The sequence below is a fragment of the Enterobacter huaxiensis genome (genome assembly GCF_003594935.2).
GTDB classification, from domain to species: Bacteria; Pseudomonadota; Gammaproteobacteria; order Enterobacterales; family Enterobacteriaceae; genus Enterobacter; species Enterobacter huaxiensis.
Genome location: NZ_CP043342.1, coordinates 234,271 through 254,135, shown reverse-complemented (window position 1 = coordinate 254,135; position 19,865 = coordinate 234,271). Strand labels below are relative to the sequence as shown.

11 protein-coding genes are annotated in these 19,865 nt (G+C 58.0%); 1 reads left to right on the top strand and 10 read right to left on the bottom strand.

Annotated features, from left to right (window positions below; all coding sequences use genetic code 11):
* Positions 1–49 precede the first annotated feature (49 nt).
* Together D5067_RS01190 and pdeH are read right to left on the bottom strand one after the other, a co-directional pair.
* Complete coding sequence (locus D5067_RS01190; RefSeq protein ID WP_119937518.1) at positions 50–2,092, bottom strand: AsmA family protein; 2,043 nt, start codon at positions 2,090–2,092, stop codon at positions 50–52.
* Between the two features lie 66 nt (positions 2,093–2,158).
* Entirely contained in the window at positions 2,159–2,932 is a 774-nt protein-coding gene (gene pdeH, locus D5067_RS01185; RefSeq protein ID WP_119937517.1) for a cyclic-guanylate-specific phosphodiesterase, read from the bottom strand.
* 231 nt (positions 2,933–3,163) lie between these two features.
* Here pdeH and kdgK point away from each other — a divergent pair, with 231 nt between their 5' ends.
* The gene (gene kdgK, locus D5067_RS01180) at positions 3,164–4,093 is read left to right on the top strand and encodes a 2-dehydro-3-deoxygluconokinase (RefSeq protein ID WP_119937516.1); all 930 of its coding nucleotides are present in this window, start codon (positions 3,164–3,166) and stop codon (positions 4,091–4,093) included.
* Between the two features lie 93 nt (positions 4,094–4,186).
* Here the strand turns inward: kdgK and D5067_RS01175 are convergent, their stop codons facing one another.
* The 8 genes from D5067_RS01175 to bcsQ form a co-directional block, all read right to left on the bottom strand.
* Positions 4,187–5,680 (bottom strand): M16 family metallopeptidase, encoded by a 1,494-nt coding sequence (locus D5067_RS01175; RefSeq protein WP_119937515.1) that lies wholly within the window; start codon positions 5,678–5,680, stop codon positions 4,187–4,189.
* A gap of 226 nt (positions 5,681–5,906) precedes the next feature.
* Complete coding sequence (locus D5067_RS01170; protein ID WP_119937514.1) at positions 5,907–7,193, bottom strand: dicarboxylate/amino acid:cation symporter; 1,287 nt, start codon at positions 7,191–7,193, stop codon at positions 5,907–5,909.
* A gap of 159 nt (positions 7,194–7,352) precedes the next feature.
* Positions 7,353–9,359, bottom strand: coding sequence for a biofilm formation regulator HmsP (hmsP, locus tag D5067_RS01165; protein WP_210433804.1), 2,007 nt, complete (start codon positions 9,357–9,359; stop codon positions 7,353–7,355).
* A 119-nt stretch (positions 9,360–9,478) separates the two neighbouring features.
* Entirely contained in the window at positions 9,479–12,961 is a 3,483-nt protein-coding gene (bcsC, locus tag D5067_RS01160) for a cellulose synthase complex outer membrane protein BcsC (protein ID WP_119937513.1), read from the bottom strand.
* Complete coding sequence (gene bcsZ / locus D5067_RS01155; protein WP_119937512.1) at positions 12,943–14,049, bottom strand: cellulose synthase complex periplasmic endoglucanase BcsZ; 1,107 nt, start codon at positions 14,047–14,049, stop codon at positions 12,943–12,945. The genes bcsC and bcsZ overlap by 19 nt, the downstream gene beginning before the upstream one ends.
* A gap of 6 nt (positions 14,050–14,055) precedes the next feature.
* Complete coding sequence (gene bcsB, locus D5067_RS01150) at positions 14,056–16,479, bottom strand: cellulose biosynthesis cyclic di-GMP-binding regulatory protein BcsB (RefSeq protein ID WP_119937511.1); 2,424 nt, start codon at positions 16,477–16,479, stop codon at positions 14,056–14,058.
* Between the two features lie 10 nt (positions 16,480–16,489).
* The gene (gene bcsA, locus D5067_RS01145) at positions 16,490–19,105 is read right to left on the bottom strand and encodes a UDP-forming cellulose synthase catalytic subunit (RefSeq protein WP_119937510.1); all 2,616 of its coding nucleotides are present in this window, start codon (positions 19,103–19,105) and stop codon (positions 16,490–16,492) included.
* Complete coding sequence (gene bcsQ, locus D5067_RS01140; protein ID WP_119937509.1) at positions 19,102–19,854, bottom strand: cellulose biosynthesis protein BcsQ; 753 nt, start codon at positions 19,852–19,854, stop codon at positions 19,102–19,104. Before bcsQ ends, bcsA begins: the two co-directional genes overlap by 4 nt.
* Positions 19,855–19,865: the final 11 nt, after the last annotated feature.

Below are 19,865 nucleotides of genomic sequence, written 5' to 3'. Positions count from 1 at the left end.
TCGTAGGCCGGGTAAGGCGTAGCCGCCACCCGGCAAAACAGACCGCACCTTACTTCTTCATCTGCGCCAGAATGTTCCGGCACTGATTAGCATCCCCTTCTGACGGCGAGATCAGCGCCAGCAGCGCTGCGGCTGGCGTCACCAGCGTGGCCAGGGCGGCGGCGACTGCACCGCGCGCAATCAACGGTCCGGCCTTCACGCCCGCCTGCGGATTTTTGAAGGTGCCGCGCACGTAGAGCGGTGAGCGCAGGGTGATGATTCGAATCCCCTTGCTCTCCGGATCGATGGTCAAATCAAGCTGTTCGGAGGCCATGCTGGCCGTGCCGGTCACGTTAATGACCGAGTTTTCCGTATCAAAGGCGAAAATCTGCGGACGCGCTACGCCGTTCACCAGATCCACGTTTGCCGCCGCACAGTTCACCCGAACTTCATCATCACCAAAGATCTGCCCGATGATAAAGTTACCCACGTTAAGACCCAGGATTTCCATCAGGTTACGGCTGATCAGCCCGTCGTTCATCAACAGCTTCAGGTTACCGTTGCCGCTGCCCAGCAGCGCCGCTACGGAGTTACCCGTTCCGCGAATGTCGGCATCACCGTTCATCTCACCCAGCGTTTTCTGCATCAGTTCAACATTGGGCATCAGCTCTTTTAGCTTTAACCTGCGCGCCTGGATCTCCGCTCGCCCCTGCATCGGCTTTTTATCGCCTTCCAGATGAATATTCGAAGAGATCGTCCCGCCCGCCATGCCAAACTTCAGCGGCTGCAGGCGCAGGTCAGCATTTTTGAGAATGATGTGCGTTGAGAGGTCGCTGATGGGCAGCGTGCTGCCATGCTCAATCTTCCGCCCCTTAAAGCGTACGTCCGCATCCATCACGTCCCACTTGTCGGTTTCAAATCGGTCATACGGCAGAACTTTACCCGCAGGCTGAACGTCCTTTTTCACCTCTTTGGACTTCGTCCCTTTTCCGGAGTCCACGCCGATCAGCGGGCCAAGGTCGGCCAGCCTCAGCTGACGAGACTCCACGTCGCCTTCCAGTTTTGGGCGCGGCTTTCCGGTGGTGTAGGTCAGTGAACCGTGGATATCGCTGTCGCCGATGCGGCCATTAAACTCGCGGTAATCAAAGACCGACGATTTTTCCGTATTGATTTTCGCGACCAGATGACCGTCCGTTTCAAACGGCGGCGTATCAGGCAGCAGGACGCCGGTCAGCTCATAGAGTTCGCCCAGCGAGTCGCCTGCAAACTTCAGCTGGAGATCGACGCCGCCCATGTTCATAGGGTCATTAACCGTCCCCACGAACGCCACGCGGGTGTTGCCAGAGCGGAAGTCCGCCTGCACCGGGAACGGCGTGCCTTCGCTTCTGAGCGCCAGCATGCCGCCAATTTTACCCTTACCGGTCAGCGGCTGGCCGTTGTAGCGCCCTTTTGCCGTCAGGCCGAAAACGTAATCGCCTACGCTGGCCTTATCGCCCTTAGCCTGGCTGCCGGTCACTTCGCTAAACGGCAGCGGTTTGCCGAGCGGATCGACCAGGATCTCCACGTCGGCCTTGCTCACCTTGTCGTCAATCGCGATCCGCCCGCGATCGAACAGGATATTGTCGAGGCGGAACGACCACGATGAGGGCTGCGCGTTAGGATCTTTTTCGCCATCGCTGGCAAGGTTAAACGTCCAGTTATTATTTTTTTCAGAGAGGCGGATAAGTCGCGCATCCGGCTGCTGGAGTTTGATCCACGGCAGATAGACCGTTTTGGTCAGCAGCGCGAGCGGTGCAAGCGTGGCTTCCACGCGCGGCAGGTGAACCATGGTCACTTCAGGAATGTCCGGCGGGTTGCCGAGAATAATGTCATCGGCGTGGACGTGCGGCCAGGGGATCCAGCTTCGCCAGCCGGTCTCCTCTTTCTGTCGCTCCCACACCACGCCCAAATCGCCGCGGATCGCGAAGGGTCGGTTAAGCTCCGTTGAGACTTTCTGGTTGATGGTCGGCTTAAGACGGTTCCAGTCGAACGTAGCGATAATGATGATAGCGACCACGATCAACAACAAGAAAATCCCTGCTGTCCAGGAGATCACCCTGGTTGTTTTTGTCATTTTTTGTCCCCTTTCCTGATGACCTTGCCTATAAAACTATAGTCCAGACAAAGGGAAGCGGGCGGATTAGAGGGTTGTTATCACGGTTTCGAGGGTTTCCATTGGCACCGGGCGGGAGAGGAAATAGCCCTGCGCGGCGGCGGCAGGTGAGTTTTGCACATCACGCCACTCCTCCAGGGTTTCAACGCCTTCGACAATCACGCCCTGGCAGTAGCGGTTCATCAGCTGCAGCAGCAGCGTAAACAGGTTCCGTCCTTCCGGGGTCTGGCGCAGCATGATAAACAGGTCGCGCGCCACCTTGATGTAATCATAACGGACTTCACTCAGCGCGGAGAAGTTCGCCATGCCGGTGCCGAAGTCGTCGAGCCACAGCGGGCCAAATTCACACATCGAGGCAAAAGACGAGTCCTGCGGCAGGCGGACATGCTCCACCAGCTCGAAGCGCATCCACGGCAGGGAGGCAATCAGCGCCTGGAGTCTCGCGTTCTGGCGCAATGCCAGCAGAGTCGGGCCATCCACGTTTACCGACGCCAGAATACCGTGCTGCTCAAAGAAGGCCTGCTTTGTAGCCAGCATCTGCAGCTGCTCTTCAAGCACATCGATACGATGACGAACCGCCACTTCAGCAAAATAGCGGTCGGGCGCAATACGCTGGGAGGGGTTCGAAGGGTGTGTCACGACCGTTAAAATCTCAATCGCCATCAGCCGGCCATCGGTGCGATAGATAGGTTGATAGGTATACGCGCGCTCACACTGCAGCCAGTAGCGATGCTCCTGCAAGTTCTCAATACTTGCTTCAGGCGTGGTGCTCAGCCGCTGGATAACCTGCTCTGACTTCATTTCAGATGTCCTGTTTTATGGGATGACCTTTCTGGACTCGTCACTGGGTTATCGGCGCGCTAATTGAGAACTTTATGTTCAATTGGCCGCGAAAATGAAATTAAGATGACAGAAATTTGCCGGAACACGCGCTGGCTCAAAAAAAATATTGGAACGTCGTTTTAATATGGTTGACCACATAATCCACACAGCGCACACTACTTTTTATTTACTCTGTTCAGGTTCACGACTATGTCCAAAAAAATTGCCGTGATTGGCGAATGCATGATTGAGCTGTCCCAGAAAGGCGCGGAAGTCAGCCGCGGTTTTGGTGGCGATACATTGAACACATCCGTTTATATTGCCCGTCAGGTTGCCCCTGACGCGCTGAGCGTGAACTACGTTACCGCGCTTGGAACAGACAGTTTCAGCCAGCAGATGCTGGAGTCCTGGCAGAGCGAGAATGTTCACACCTCCCTTATCCAGCGCATGGAAAACCGTCTGCCGGGTCTGTACTACATTGAAACCGACAGCACCGGCGAGCGCACCTTCTACTACTGGCGTAACGAAGCCGCCGCCAAATTCTGGCTGGAAAGCGAAGCCGCAGCCGCTATTTGCGAAGAGCTGGCCACCTTTGACTACCTCTATCTCAGCGGCATCAGCCTGGCGATCCTGAGCCCGGAAAGCCGTGAGAAGCTGCTGTCCCTGCTGCGCGAATGCCGCGCCAACGGCGGCAAGGTGATTTTCGATAATAACTACCGCCCGCGCCTGTGGGCCAGCCGTGAAGAGACCCAGCAGGTTTACCAGCGGATGCTGCAATGCACCGACATCGCGTTCCTGACGCTGGATGACGAAGATGCGCTGTGGGGTGAGAAGCCGGTAGAGGAGGTTATCGCACGCACTCAGGCCGCGGGCGTGAGTGAAGTCGTTATTAAGCGCGGAGCGGATTCGTGCCTGGTTGCCGTTACGGGCGACGCGGTGGTTGAGGTCCCGGCGGTGAAGTTAGCCAAAGAGAAAGTGATTGATACCACGGCGGCCGGTGATTCCTTCAGCGCGGGTTATCTGGCGGTACGCCTGACGGGTGGAACGCCGGAAGCGGCGGCGCAGCGCGGCCACCTGACGGCCAGCACCGTAATTCAGTATCGCGGTGCGATTATTCCGCGAGAGGCAATGCCTGCTTAACGGGCTTTGCCTCTCACCCCAGCCCTCTCCCCAAAGGGGCGAGGGTGTTTGTAGTTCCCTCTCCCCTTTGGGGAGAGGGTTAGGGTGAGGGGATTACTGCCCCTGCGGAATATCCGTTGCGTCCTGATGTAAATCATCTGCCGCCGCAGGCTGCGCGGCTTGCGCTACCGGCGTCATAATCCCTTCCCAGGTTGCCTGCAACTCCTTCATGTCATACTCCGGCTCGCCTTTCGGCTGCAGAAGAATCAATGCCATATCCTGAGACAGCTGCTGACGCAGGTCCTGATTCAGCATTTCGACGGTCAGGCCGCTGAGGAAGTCCTGGCGCAGTTTTTGATACTGCTCCGGCGCGATGTCGACCACCTGGTTTTGCAGAGAACGAATACGCTGGCTGATCAGGATATCGGTGTCGGCGCGGGCATAGGTCGCAAAGAGCTTCTGCAGCTCAAGCGACTTCTGCGCCACCAGGGCGTTGAACTCCTCTTCAGAGAGGCCCTCTTTACGCACTTTTGCCAGCTCTTTTGCCACCACGCCCAGGTTCGCATTCAGCTTATCACCCGGCGATTCAACGTTAATGGCGCACTGCGCGCGCTGGAACAGCACGCGGCAGTCAAAGCCCAGACCGATATTCTTCACGTTGTTTTTACTCAGCGTTTGCTGAACGTGCCAGAACAGCGCTTCGCGCGCCAGGTCTGCACGCCAGTAGCGCAGCAGCGCGGCGGACTCGCGGATCGGCTGCCAGGCGGTGTCCCACATCATTGAGAGACGGTCCTGACGCACGGTATCGGTCATGATGCTAACCGGTTCCGGGCGCAGAGGGGAAAGCGTCGGAACCGGGGCTGGCGTTTCGCGCTTGCCTTTCAAATCACCAAACGCTTTGTTGATCTGCTCAATCACCGCGCGGCTATCGACGTTGCCAACCACAATCAGGGTCATTGCATCCGGGGTGTACCACTTCTGGTAGAAGGATTTAACCTGCTCAGCATCAACGGGCTGTTTAAGCGGTTCCGCGGGATCGTGGCCCAGCAGCGAGGAGCCCTTCAGGCGATAGCGCCACCAGCCCTCTTTGGTGTCCGTAGGCCAGGTCGCCACCATGTCACTGTTGCTCAGCGCGTAATTCACGGTCTCAGGCGTAATCGCCAGTTTGCCGGTGGCATCTGAGAGGTAGGTGAGCGCTTCTTTGAGGAGATCGTTGCGGTTGTTCGGCAGGCTCAGGTTAAACATGGTGTAGTCGTAAGAGACCACCGCCGGCGGTAAGGGACGTTTCGGGTCGATGGCCTGTTGCCAAAGTGAACGTACCTGAACAGCTTGCAGACTGCCGCTCTGCGTGAGCGCCAGTCGAGGAATAAAGTGGCTTAAACCGGTCTGCTGGGTGCTTTCAGTGAGGGAGCCGGTATTCACAGACAGACGGATTTCGATACGGTCGCTGGGACGTTGCGGGGTGGCTAAAACTTGCCACTGGAAACCATTCGCCAACGTTCCCTGTTGCCAGGCCGGGTCTGGCTGGAGCGCATCTGCCTGCACATAACTGGCTGCTGCCATCATCAGCAAACCGCCGGTTAAGAGTCGAATTTTTGTGCCCTGCATGTGAACCCCTGATCAACAATCCTGGTTAAAAAGAGTGTCTCGCGACGTGAGAACTCTAAAAGATGACGATGAAAACACCTCGATTAGACCGCGTGTTTAGCCAAACGTCACGGACGGAAGTGAAATATACCCAAAAAAAATCTTGTCGAAGTATGACAGGTATGAACGGTTATTATGCGCAGACGCCCGCATCCCGACAAGGGAATGCGGGCTATTGTGGCAAGATTTAGGAGGATAAATCCGCGGGTTTGCTGTCAGTGGTACGATTATTTAACGTATCGTCGAGCTTTTTGTGATCCAGCTCTTTTACCCATTTCGCGACCACGACGGTGGCCACACCGTTACCCACCAGGTTGGTTAGCGCACGCGCTTCAGACATAAAGCGGTCAATACCCAGGATCAGCGCCAGGCCAGCCACCGGCAGATGGCCCACCGCAGAGATGGTCGCTGCCAGTACGATAAACCCACTCCCCGTCACCCCCGCCGCGCCTTTCGACGAGAGCAGGAGCACCACCAGCAGGGTGATTTGATGGAAGATATCCATATGGCTGTTGGTCGCCTGCGCGATAAACACTGCGGCCATCGTCAGGTATATCGAGGTGCCATCCAGGTTGAACGAATAGCCCGTCGGAATGACCAGCCCCACCACCGACTTACGGCAGCCCAGTTTTTCCATCTTGTCGAGCATACGCGGCAGCGCAGACTCCGAAGACGAAGTTCCCAGCACAATCAGCAGCTCTTCACGAATGTAGCGGATGAACTTGAAGATGCTGAAACCCGTCGCGCGGGCGATTGAGCCCAGCACCACCACCACGAAAAGAATACAGGTAATGTAGAAGCAGATAATCAGCTGGCCCAGCTGCACCAGCGTGCCCACGCCGTATTTACCGATGGTGAACGCCATCGCACCGAAGGCACCAATGGGTGCCAGGCGCATGATCATGTTGATGATGCCGAAGATGACCTGCGAGAAGCTTTCAATCACGTTAAAGATCAGCTGGCCTTTGCTGCCCAGACGGTGCAGGGCAAAGCCAAACATGACGGCAAACAGCAGCACCTGCAGGATATTGCCGCTGGCAAACGCGCCGATCACGCTGCCGGGTATCACGTCCAGCAGGAAGGCCACAATGCCCTGATCCTTCGCCTGCTCAGCGTAGACCGCGACCGCTTTGGCATCCAGCGTCGACGGGTCGACGTTCATTCCGGCACCAGGCTGTACCACGTTAACAATGATCAGACCGATAATCAGGGCAATGGTGCTGACCACTTCAAAATAGAGAAGGGCCACTGCACCGGTACGACCAACCGCCTTCATGCTTTCCATGCCAGCGATACCGGTCACCACCGTACAGAAGATCACCGGGGCGATGACCATTTTGATGAGCTTAACGAACGCGTCGCCAAGCGGTTTCATCTGCGCGCCCAGTTCAGGGTAGTAGTGACCAAGCAGAATACCGATTGCGATGGCCGTCAGGACCTGAAAGTAAAGGCTCTTGAAGATTGAGGTTTTCATAGGGTGTCCTTGGGAAGAAAAACCACAGGCTTTGTAAGGTTATGGTTAACCTGCGGCTTTAAAATAACACCCACATAACAGGACAGAAATAAAGCAACTTCAAATTTGAAACACAAATGTTAAGAACTTTGAGCTGGCTCGCACAAGCCAGCAACAAAATTACACTTTTGCGTTATGGTCGGCGTCGGCCAGGTAGCGTTGTTCGAAAACATCCGACGGTACCGCCCGGGCAAAGAGGAACCCCTGGCCGTACTCCACGCCCGCGGCAGCGAGCCAGTCGCGCTGGGCTTCGTTTTCGACGCCTTCGGCAATCACGTGCAGTTTCAGGCTGCGCGCCATCTGGATAATCGCCTCCACCATGCTGCTGTCGTCCGGGAGCCCGTCAACAAAGGTTTTGTCGATCTTAAGCACGTCCACCGGCAGCGTTTTCATGTGCTGAAGCTGGCGTAACCCGGCGTAACCCATGCCAAAATCATCCAGCGCGATGCGGATCCCGGCATTACGCAGCGGCTTCAGGATCGCCACGGCTTCATTCGGATCGTCGATGCGGCGGCTCTCCGTGACTTCGAGTATCAGCGTGTCGGGCTGAATGCGGTAGCGATGAATAAGCTCCAGCAGCTCGGAGACCATGGTCGGGTGCATAAGCTGCAGGGCAGAAAGATTCACCGAGAGCGGCAGCATGATGCCCCGCTCCTGCCACGCCGCAAGCTGGCGGCATGACTCTTCCAGCACCCAGTGCCCCACGCTCACGATCAGACCACAGGATTCAATGCGTTCTATCAGCCCTTCCGGCAGCTCCCACGAGCCATCCGGCTGCTGCATGCGCAGTAAGGCTTCGGCGCTTTTCACTTCGCCCGTCAGCAAATTCACCTGCGGCTGGAGCCAGATGGCAAACTGGCGGTTGTCCATCGCCGTCAGAATATCGCTCTCTTCCGTCAGGCGCTGCTGCGCCTTTTCCATCTGCTCCGGGTCAAAGAACTGGATCTGATTTTTGCCTTTTCGCCGGGCGGTGAAGGCCGCCGAGAACGCGCGACGATAGAGCTGCTCCGCCGTCAGGTCGCCGTAGAACATCGCAATCCCGATGCTGGCGCTCGGGCGCAGCTGAATGCCCTGCACCGGCAGCCGCTCGTTAATGACAGTGAGTACTTGCTGACCTAACGTGATAGCGTGCCACGGCTCTTTCACACCGTGCGCGATAACCACCAGATCATAGCCGCTGACCTGCGTCAGCACCATGCGCGGCGCCAGAACGGTTTTTATTTTCTCCACCAGCGTCAGCAGCAGCATCTCGCGCTGGCTCTCTTTGAGCACGCCCGCCGTGTCCTGCAGGGTTTCGCAGGCGATTACCATCAGCGCCGTGGTTTGCTGACGGGCGACGGTCTGCTCCAGCATCGCCATCAGGAACGCCTTGTTCGGCAGCTCCGAGACCGGGAAGCGGGTCGCACTGCTGTTAAGCTCATCCTGCTGGCGCATGACGCGCTGCTGGTTGATGTTGTAGCTGCGCACCAGCATGCCGATTTCATCGTCGTGATGAAGACGCGGCAGCGGGAGCTGGTGTCCCACCTGTTCCTGCGGGGAGAGATCGTTCAGCTCCCGGGCGATGCGGCGCAAAGGGTGGACAATCAGCCGGTTGATACACCAGGTCAGCGCGACGCTGAGGATTAGCGTTAAAAGTAAGTAAGTGGTCACTAATGTAGCAACCCAGCTCATCACGAACTTATACATGCGGTAGGAGTCCGCCTGCAGTACGAGGTAGGCTAACGGCTGAGGGTTGGCCGGTCGTTCGAGCGAATAGATCGGCAGTGAAATTTGTACCGGCAGCTCAAACATCCGCATGACCGTGACCGGGACGGGGCGTTCGGGAATAAAGCTCATCCGTAGCGCCTGGAACTGATTGGGCAGCACCACATCCGCCCGGCTGACAATACCGGCGGGCTGGATGCGTTTTAAAATCGTTTCCGCGTCGGGAATATCCCCTTTGAGGATCGCCGCAGAGAGCGGTTCACGCACCGAACGAGCGATGCTTTCAAGTTGTGAAGCCGTGTTATAGCGATTCTGCTGTACGGAATGAAACAGCAAAATGACGCAGAAGAGGAAGACAAACAGCATTGTGACGGCAGAAACCATCGCCATCTGTTTGATCGTTAAAGAACGGCTGACACGCAAAATGACTCTCCACAGAACTCGAAGCGCAGGGCGCACCAGGGAGTGAACCTGGTGCGCCTGAGTATACCCGATTGCTGCACTTTTAAGAGAGACTTACAAATGGATTAAGTTAAATCCGATTACCAGTCCGCATACGGCATGAGCGGCTGCGGCGGTAAGTCCATGTCGCCCTGCCAGCCCGCGGCAGAGTAACGCACGTAGAGCAGCGCATGGCTCGGGGTATAGTCTTTCGCTTCCTGAATATCCACGCCCAGACCGACAAACCAGTTGGAGGTCACGCGGCGTTCCACAATCGCTCTTGCGGTATAACCCGTACCGGAGGAACTGCTCCCGGTTTCCATCGCGCCTCTGTCGGTGTATCGACCGGGCTCATCGGTTGGAATTAGCCCCTGCTTCGGATAACGCAACTCGTCGTTTGTCTTCGAGTGCGACCAGGAGACGGACCCGCCAAGCTCCCACGACCAGTTCTCGGTACGTTTACGCCACGTCACCGGCAGCGCGAAGGAGACGTACTCCTGCGGGCTGTAGTAGCCGCCCTGTCCGAGGGTATAGCCGCTGAGATCTTTGTCATAGTGCCAGACCATGTTAGAGACACCGACCGTCAGGCGCTCGTTGTTTGCATTGATCAGCTTGTAGTAATAGCCGGTCATCCAGCGGATGCGCCAGTTATCTTCCACATTTTTACCGGTGAGGCTATCCATGTTCAGGCTCGACCAGATGCCGTTCGCCTCACCTTTGTCATAGCTTACGCTCACGCCGCCGCCGGTCGAGCGTACGCCGCCCCATGTGGTATCGGTATTGGTGTCTTTTTGGCCCGCGAACGCCAGCACGGAGCTGGAGATCGGACGACGATGCGCGTTCAGGGTGTAGCCAATCGGCCCGAGATCGCTGCTGTAGCTCACGCCGCCGACCACATCCACCACGTCGAAGCCCATCGGCGTGGTGCCAATATCCCATGCCCAGGTTTTATTCTGCCAGCCAACCGCCACGCTCGCGCCGTTGGCCGACTGGTTGGTGCTGCCGCTACACGGCGTTTCGGCGCAGGTACCCCATTTTGGATCGTACGTCCCGTTGCTGGTGGCAAACGAACCGGCATCCATATTCACCAGATCGCTTCGGAAGAACATCCGACCGTCGGACAGCGGCGCATCGACCTGCAGCATGGTGGTGTGCGCTTTCAGATCGGAATAACCGCCCGTGCCGCTGGAGCCCCAGTAGTCATGCTGCAGCGTGACGTTCAGATCCTGCTGCTGGTAAAGCTCGCCCGCATCGCTGCGCACGCCGCGCTTCAGCCAGTCGTCTTTTTCATCATTGCGCGTCAGGCGGGTAAAGCTGTCGTTGTCGGCCGGACGGGTAGTGGTCACGCCGGAGGCCACCATGGCATCTTTATACGTTTCCAGCGCCTGCTGAGGCTGGTCGTTTTGCGCCTGGAAACGCGCGGCATCACGCATCACCAGCGCGCTGTCCATGGAAGGCGGCTGCGATTTTGCCTGCGGGATCAGCTTGCTGAAGGTCTGCTCTGCCGCCGCCGTATCGCCCAGGCCCGCCTGCGCCATGGCTATCCGGCGCTGCATGTTGACGGAGAGCGGCTGGCCATTTTGCTCGGCAGGCAGTTTTGCCAGCTCCGCACGGGCCGCGTCCTTATCGCCTTCCGCAATGTAAACCTCGGTCAGACCCAGGAGAGCGTCTTCGTTTTGCGGCTCGCGCTGCAGCACGGTGCTGTAGGCATTTTTTGCCGCCGCGCGGTCGCCACGCTGCAGCGCCCAGTCCGCGAGGGTTAAGTCGATACGCGTGGATACCGGCTGCTGGCGAAGCAGGGTTTCTGCCTCCTGCTCTTTCCCGCTGTCGCGCAGGCGGTTAGCGGTTTCCAGCACCTGGTTGCTTTGCAGACGGTCCGCCAGCTCCTGAATGTTGCCGTTCCACTTATCACGCGGCAGGGTGTTCAGGTGCGCCAGGGCGGCTCTGTCCCGATCGTTTCCGGAGAGATAAAGCCCGGTGGCATAAACCTGATCCGGATCGCCCGGCTTCTGGCTCGCCAGCTGGCGCATCAGATTATCGGCCTGGCTGTGCTGCCCCGCGCTGTAGAGATCGCGCGAGAGGCGGTAGGTGATCCAGACGTCACCCGGCGAGAGCGCAAGACGCCGACGCTGGATCTCCGCCGCCTGGGCATACTGACCCTGGCTTTCCAGCTTCTCGGCCTGAGCGGAGAGCTGTTCGTTGGTCAGGCTGCGTTCAATGTCATCGATGCTGCGACGCTGGCTCGCGGAGAGTGACTGGATAAACTGGGTGGCCTTTTCAGGCGACTGCGCGCGATAAATATTGGCAAGGCCGCGTACCGCATTGCTGTTGCCGCTGTCCATACGCAGCGCCTGGCGGTAATAGCGCTCTGCGGCATCGTTATCCTTGCGCGCGGCGGCGGTATCGCCCAGCCCCAGTACCGCATAGCTGTCGGTGTTATCGATACTGCGCGCCTGCTGGAAATTGCGTTCCGCCTGGGCCGTGTTGTTGGCCTTCAGCGCCGCGTCACCCTGCTGGATCAGCAGCCAGTAGCGGTTAACCTTAAGCAGGCTGTCCCATTTATCGCGGTTGTCACTCTGCGGATCGAGCGCGATCGCCTTTTCAAACTGCGCCACCGCGCGGGCGCGATCGCCTTTCTGTGAATACGCCTGCCCGAGCGCGCCCACGGCTTCGCTGTCGGCATGGTTGGCACTCACGGCTTTCTGCAGTTCCGCGACCGCTTTACCGCCCTGCCCGGCATCCACCGCGGCAAGCCCTTCGGCCTTCGCCCGGAATGCCGGATCGGCGAGCTGTTTTTGCTGCGCTTCAAGCTGGGCGCGCGCCGCCGTGACGTTATCGCCGTCGCTGAACACGCTCAGGTATTTTTGCAGTGCGCTAACGCTGGCGCTGCTGGCTGGCTGGTCTTTGATCTGCTGATACCACATATCAGAGGCCTGGTTACGGCCGCTGTTGGATTTGGCCATATCCTGCAACACGGTAAAGCCTTCATCACGGCGGCCGCTCTGGAACAGGAGCTGCGCGAGCGCCGCCTGCTGCTGGGTATTGCCGGGACTGCTGGCATTGATCTTCTTCAGCTGGTTAATGGCGGTATTACGCCTGGCCGGATCTTTGGCGACAACGGTCCAGTACTCTGCGGCTAATTCCCCGCCAGGAGGGTCCCCTGCAAACAGCTTTTCGTAGGCCGCGATCGCTTCCTGCGTGTGGCCGGTGGTGGCGAGCAGACGAGCCTGCTGTAGCGCCTGACGGCCATCGGGCGTAGAGAGAAGCATGGTATTGCGGGACGACTTATACGCGCTCGAACCCGGCGCCATCCCTTTCAGGCGATCCAGCTCTTTTTGTGCGCCCGCATTGTCACCCTGTCGAAGCAGATAGCGGAAGCGCGCGGCGATCACGTCGGGGTTGTTCGGGTCAATCAGCTCAAGGCGATAGAGCGACTGGCGAACCAAATCTTCGCGCTGCGTCGATTCGCCCAGACGGACCTGCTCCAGCAGCTGTTGCTGCTGGGGGGAATTGGCGGCCTCGGCCAGCGGCATCAGGGCCAGACCAAGCGATAAACTGAGTAGATTTACTGTGAACTTGCGCATTCCTGGCCCCAATCCGGTATTAATTCACCCTGTGCGGTGAAGCGAAAACGATGCTGATCCCACCCTTGACCAAAGAGGGTCAGTACATAACTGTAGTAGGCATTATTATCGGGAAAGCGATCGGCCACGCGCTGGCGCTGCACCGCTTGTGCATCCCTGTTTTGTAAAAAGGGCAGCATGGACGCAGAGAAGCCGACCGGACCTGTGTCCGTGCGTTTGCCGGTTGCCACATCGACTTTCTCCGGCGGTACGCCCTGTTTTGCCGTCACCTTCGCCATCGGCTGGAATCGCGCCAGCAAACGGGCCTTCTGCGGGTCTTTCTCACTCATCATGCCCACCCAGAGATAGACGCGGATGGCGTCATAGCTGCCCACCAGCGACGCATCCTGCTTCAGCTGCCAGCCTCTGTTTTTCTGGTATTGCACCCAGTTTGGGGAGAACCCCTTCGGTGCGGTCTCCAGCAGTAAACGCAGGTTGGTTTCACGTAGCGTCGTCCAGGGGGCGCCGAAACGGGTGAAGTAGCTGGCAAGCTGCGGAGGGAGATAGCTGGGGTTAAAGCGCCAGGCGTTCTCTTCAGCAAAGCCGACCTTACCCGGAAGTAACATAGAGCCCAGCCCCGGCACCTTGACCACTTCCTCGCTGGCGATACGTTTAAGCAGCGCCTTTCCCGTGCGGGTGTAGTCCGGGTTTTTCCACAGCCTTCCGGCTTCCAGCAGCGACCAGGCAATCCAGACATCAGCATCGGACGCGGAGTTAGGGTCGATAACCGCCCAGGTCTCTTTGTCCTTTTGCCCCCACAGCCAGGCAGGCAGGTTTTGCGCTATATCGCCCTGAGCGAGGTTGTCGCGCGTCCACGCCAGCAGCACATCAAACGCTTTACGGTCATTGGCCGCCAGCGCAAAGAACAGCGCATAGCTTTGCCCTTCAGAGGTGGTAATTTTTCGCGCGTCGCTGGGGTCAATGACGCGCCCGCTTTCGCTGATATAGTCCTGTTTAAACTGCTCCCAGGCAGGCCAGCTACAGGCGGCGCGCAGATTCGTCGCCGCCAGCATCAACGCTGCTAATACACACCAGCGAAAGCCTTTCATCACATCTTACTCATGGTCCGGGTTCAGGCGACGACGGCTGATGATACGCAGCAGACGCCACAGTACCCACGCCAGCAGAACGACGCTGACCGCGGCCAGAATGGCCAGCAGTACCGGGTGGTTAGACAGCGCATACCACAGACGCTCGAACCACGGCAGATGGCCCACGTAGTAGACATCACCCACGCGCAGGCTGTTGACGCCCGATTCACGGATAACGGAAACCGAGCCGAACATTGACGCACGTTTACCGCTGTCGTTCATGGCCGTGTTTAACAGCTCATAGCCGCGAGGGCTGTCTGCCAGCAGTGCGATGACGCTACGCTGGTCGTTATACGGCGACTGGAAGCCCACGATGGCCGCCATCGGTCCCGATGAACTGATGCTGGTTCTTACGTTCGCCTGACGATCGCCGCTGTCCGGCATAATGCTTGGGAACTCGGTCTGACGCAGCGGCGTATTCACCCATGACTGGGCCGCCTGGACCAGCAGATCGACGCGCTTGTCATCCTTCAGCTTGTCCGGAATGCTGCCGATTACCATGATATCGGCATCTTTGTTCTGGATTTGGCTGCCATCATCGGTCAGCGTCACGTTAATCGCCGGCAAACCGGTTTGCGCCCCAACGGTGCCCATCGCATCCAGCAGTGTCGTAACCTGACCTTCAGACGGTGTTTTCGGCATCACGACGATAGACTCAGACAGGTCTGCCATGCGGCTGAACGGGAAGCTGGCATTGGCAAACGCGCGCAGATCCGGCATCGCAATAAAGTGATAGTACTTTGAGAAGTCGATAGTGGATTCATCACCGATCACCACATGGTTCTGTACCGGCTGGAAGGTGATGCAGTTATCCACCGAGCCGCCGGGCATCGGGTTCATATACTGGAAGTCGAAACGCAGCTGGTTAATCGCACCCAGCTTCAGCGCCGGGATAGACACATCGGTTTTACCGTCCAGCAGACCCTGCAGTACCGGCAGACGGAGCATCAGGCGATTGGTATCCTGCGTGCTTGTCAGGCTAAAGGACTGCAGGAACTGGTTGTTCAGGCTAATGTCCATGCGCGAGCTGTCTTTGGTCGACGGCGCGGTGTAACGGTAGTTCAGATTGATATCGATACCGTTAGTGCGCAGCAGATACAGGTCCGGCGGCAGGTTCAGCGACAGGCTGATTGGCGAAGGCTCAAGCCCCGTCGCCTGCAGCTGCTCTTCATAAGTTTTCAGTTCGCCGAAACTAATTGCGCGGTCGGTACGCACCCAGTTAGGGGCATCGTAAGGCTTACGCGCCAGCAGCGGCTTCACCTCATCGACAACGACGCTATTACCGCGGAACAGGATGTTCCCCTGCGCAATGCCTTTTGCCGCCTGCACTAGATCTTTTTCATCACGGCCGAAGACCACCAGCAGCTTCACATACGGGTTGTCCGGGTGGCTAATCATTTCAATCGTGGGCGCCTTGACGTCCGGGTGATCGCGCAGGAACGCAGGACGTTTGGCGTTAGTCGCAAACACAATCGCGCTTCTGTCGGGCATTTTGTCGTACATGACCGGGAAGCTCTGACCGCGCCAGCCGGAGCGGGAACCAAACCACGACGCGACGATAGTCGCCGCAAGCTGTTCGGTGACGTCCGGAGAGCTCGCAAAGACCATCGGCAGCGTTAACTGGCGGTTATCGCGCGAGTCGAAGAACGGAACCGGAAACGCGGAAAGGTCGTTTTTCAGCGCCAGCGACTGGTAGGTCATCTGCAGCGAAGAGTTACGCCCTACGTCCATCCACAGCGTGCTGCTGGCCGGGTTTTCACAAACGTCGCGGTAGTGGCCGACGAATTCCAGGCGGACACGGTTAAAGTCGGTGATGAACAGCGGGTTGATCGGCACCTGCGCCTGGGTTTTCTTGCCCAGCTGCTCTTTCGTGACCGGCAGAACGTCCATCAGCTCATCATTCAGGTAGACCTTGAGCTGAGACTGCACGGGCAGCAGCGACGGCGACGGCGTGTACTCAAGGTTCAGCACCGCATTCGAGACCACCTCGTCGCTGCGCATCCCGAACTCAATGCCGCCGTTAGGGTTGATGCCACGCAGCACCATGCTGCCCGGCGGAGGCGCAATCTGGGCAAACGTCAGCTTCACATCACGCGATGGGGCATTCTCCGCGACGACAGGCGCGTTGGCGCCCGGTACGCCAGGCATGACTTGCCCAACGACCTGATTGTTGGCCGGTAGCGTATTCCCCGCCGTTGGCTGATTCGGGACTACGTTTTCCGTTTGTCCCGGTGCCGCCGTGACAACCGGGTCGGTCGCTTGCGCGACGACAGGAACCGTAGGAGCAGGCGTGGCCGCCGCGTTTTCAGGCGCTGCGTTAGCCATCGTTAAGGGAAGCGCACTCATCCCCATTGCCACTGCACATAACCAGGAAAGTTTTGTTTTCATCGCGTTATCATCATTGTTGAGCCATAACCGGGTCCGATTGCTTCGCTTCATCTCGCTCAGGGCGACGCGGAATGAACGACACGACCCAGGAAACCAGCGAAGTAAGTGACCGGAAAATTAATTTCACAGACGACGGGGCAAATTCTGCAAGGTGACGATAGCCACGGAACCCCAGCTTCAGAATATCGAGCAGGCTTTCCAGAGGTTTGTCTTCCGGGAAGCTGTCCTGCCACAGAGCCCACGTATCCGCGCGGGCAAACGTACACTGCACAAAATCGATGTGTTGCTTTTTGGTCAGCGGCATCAGCTGCAGACCGACCTCATTGCCTGACACACGCGCAACCTGCGTCGGGAAGACGTACTCCTGCTGGCCGCGCTTAAGCAGTAGGTTGACCTTCTGCCCTTCCAGCACCTTCGCCTGGCCGTTGATTTTGATCCCCAGGCCGCCGTCGGAGAAGTCATGTACGGTACAGGAGAAGAGGTGTCCGTCTTCGCGGGCAATGGCCGCCGGCATGCTGATCTCGACGCGATGCGCGCGTCGTACCTGTTTGCTTTCCACCGACACCGCGACCGCGCCGCCGAGGATAATCAGGTTGTAGAACACCCATGCCATACTGACGAATACCGTTAATACCTCGTTTGCCGGGCCGTAGTAGTAGCGCCAGATACCGACAATCACCCCCACGATATTAAGCAGCACCAGGAAGATATACGGACGGGAGATAACCCAGTCGACATACTCCTCTTCCACCAGCCCGCCTTTCGCGGTGACGTTAAACTTCCCTTTATGCGGATTAATCAGCGCGACCATCGTTGGCGGCGCGATATACCACGCCAGCACCGTTTCGTAGATTTCACTCCAGAACGAATGGCGGTATTTCCCCTGAATCTTCGAGTTCGTCAGGCTCGCGTGGATCATGTGCGGCAGAACAAACAGCGCAATCATCAGCGCCGGAGCGTAGATGATATAGGCATGAAGGAGCAGGAACGCCAGCGGCGCGGTGAGGAAGATAAGCCGTGGGATACCGGACAGGAAGTGGAACATGGCGTTGACGTAGCACAGGCGCTGCGCCAGCTTCAGCCCTTTACCGGCCAGCGGGTTGTCCAGGCGGAATATCTGCACCATGCCGCGCGCCCAGCGGATACGCTGGCCGATGTGCGCCGAGAGTGACTCCGTAGCCAGACCCGCCGCCTGCGGAATGCGCATATACGCAGAGGTGTGGCCGCGACGGTGTAAACGCAGCGAGGTATGGGCATCTTCGGTCACGGTCTCAACGGCGATACCGCCAATTTCATCCAGCGGCCCGCGGCGGATAACCGCACAGGAGCCGCAGAAGAAGGTGGCATCCCACATGTCGTTTCCGTCCTGCACAAGGCCGTAGAACAACGTGCCTTCGTTCGGGGTTTTGCGGAAACGGCCCAGGTTACGCTCGAACGGATCCGGCGAGAAGAAGTGGTGCGGCGTCTGCATCATCGCCAGCTCTTTTTCTTTCAGGAACCAGCCCATGGTCATCTGCAGGAACGAGCGCGTCGGCACGTGGTCGCAGTCAAAGATGGAGACGAACTCCCCTTTGGCGTATTTCAGCGCGTTGTTGATGTTACCGGCTTTCGCATGCTCGTGCGTGGTACGGGCGATATACTCCACGCCAACTTCGTCTGCGAACTGGCGGAACTCCGCGCGACCGCCGTCATCAAGGATCCAGATTTTGAGCTTATCTTTCGGCCAGTCAATGCCCAACGCGGCATAAATGGTGTTTTTCACCACGCTCAGGTCTTCGTTGTAGGTGGGCACAAAGAGATCGACCGACGGCCACAGGTTGGTGTCTTTCGGCAGCGGAACCGGCTGGCGGTTCAATGGCCAGATCACCTGGAAGTAGCCCAGCACCAGCACTATCCACGCGTAGGTTTCAGCAAACAGCAGGATCAAGCCACACACCAGGCTGACCGGGTCATCCCAGTTCAGCGTCGAGGTATAACGCCACCAGATGTAGCGGCAGGAAACGGTCAGCGACAGCACAATCAGCATCAGGGCAGAGAAACGGCCCGGTAAGCGCCGTACCAGCAGCGCAACGCCCCACAGCAGGATCAGGAAGGTAAACTGCGCCAGCGGGTTAAAGGGCTGTGTAATACAGACCAGTGCCAGAATAAGCGAGAAGACGACAATGACGCCGAGGATAAAACGCCGCAAGCCCGGATGCAGATGCCCGAGCTCTTTGTGGTTGTCCAGATGGCTGGTTTTATCGCTGAAGCTATCGGGTAGCCTGTCCATCCACTGGTGATAACGTTCCCGTAAGTTCTGGACGCGATCGAAACTCCGCCAGCGCGGCGTCGATTTTTCAGATCTGCCCGACGTGGCGACCAGCCAGACGGCCTGGATGGCATAACGCGCCGGATCTAATGGGCGTGGTCTGTCGGGATTAATGTGCGGATAAAGTTCGCTGTGCCGTGCACGAATACCTTGCCAGCGGGGGTGTTCAAGGGGAATAAAGACCCAGGCCAGAATCATCCAGAAACAGCCAAACGCGGCGCTCAACGACGACGCACCGTGACGACGATAATGCCGGTAGCGTTGGCTTAGCCGCGAACTGACCGGCGGGATGAGCAACCAGGTCGACAGACGACTCATACCGCGCTCCCGGCAGGTTCCGGCCGTTTAGCGAAATGCAGTAAACACCAGTTCGCTAACGTCAGGATCTCTTCCGCCGCCAGCGAATCGCTACGGTATTCCCCGAGAGGCTGTTTGGAAGCAAGGCACTCCGCCATCCCTTCATCACGATGGATCACCATCGGCAGCAGGCGACGCTGGCTCTGGAGCCACACCTGATACAGATCGTCCTGAATCTGGCTGCCGATGCGCAGATCGTTAATCAGTAAATGGGCGTGCGGCGGCAACGGCTGCTGATGCAGGCGGATATGGCAGTTTGTATCCACGTTGACGATCGAGAGGACATGGTCGCATTGCGCGATAAGCTGACGGGTCAACGCGGCAGCCCCGTGCGGCAAATCTAACAGTATCCACTGATAATCACCCTTGTCATGCAGGCTTTGCAGCGCGGTGGTGAATTGCGAAAGCAGACGCTGGTACGCAGCTTCATTCTCACGTTCGGATTCAGTTAATTGCCCATAGGGGAGTAAATCAAGCTGGGAGGTATAGCGCATACCCGCGTCTCGCCAGTCTTTATCATCCAGCAGAGCACGGGCCCAACCCTCTTTGCGGGTAAAGTCGACGTTAAAAAACATGCGCAGCAAATTGTCGGAGCAGGCGTCAATAACCAGCACCGATTCACCTAATAGCTGTAATGACCACGCCAGCGCCGCAGTAACGGAGGTTGTACCTACACCGCCACGGACGCCCTGTAATCCGATTATGGCCATCAATGGCTCCC

Bases quoted from the DNA above. Each gene is read 5' to 3' on its own strand.
- kdgK (WP_119937516.1), top strand. From the start codon at position 3,164: ATGTCCAAAAAAATTGCCGTGATTGGCGAATGCATGATTGAGCTGTCC.
- bcsZ (WP_119937512.1), bottom strand. From the start codon at position 14,049: ATGAAAGGCTTTCGCTGGTGTGTATTAGCAGCGTTGATGCTGGCGGCG.
- pdeH (WP_119937517.1), bottom strand. From the start codon at position 2,932: ATGAAGTCAGAGCAGGTTATCCAGCGGCTGAGCACCACGCCTGAAGCA.
- D5067_RS01170 (WP_119937514.1), bottom strand. From the start codon at position 7,193: ATGAAAACCTCAATCTTCAAGAGCCTTTACTTTCAGGTCCTGACGGCC.
- bcsC (WP_119937513.1), bottom strand. From the start codon at position 12,961: ATGCGCAAGTTCACAGTAAATCTACTCAGTTTATCGCTTGGTCTGGCC.
- D5067_RS01175 (WP_119937515.1), bottom strand. From the start codon at position 5,680: ATGCAGGGCACAAAAATTCGACTCTTAACCGGCGGTTTGCTGATGATG.
- D5067_RS01190 (WP_119937518.1), bottom strand. From the start codon at position 2,092: ATGACAAAAACAACCAGGGTGATCTCCTGGACAGCAGGGATTTTCTTG.
- bcsQ (WP_119937509.1), bottom strand. From the start codon at position 19,854: ATGGCCATAATCGGATTACAGGGCGTCCGTGGCGGTGTAGGTACAACC.
- bcsA (WP_119937510.1), bottom strand. From the start codon at position 19,105: ATGAGTCGTCTGTCGACCTGGTTGCTCATCCCGCCGGTCAGTTCGCGG.
- bcsB (WP_119937511.1), bottom strand. From the start codon at position 16,479: ATGAAAACAAAACTTTCCTGGTTATGTGCAGTGGCAATGGGGATGAGT.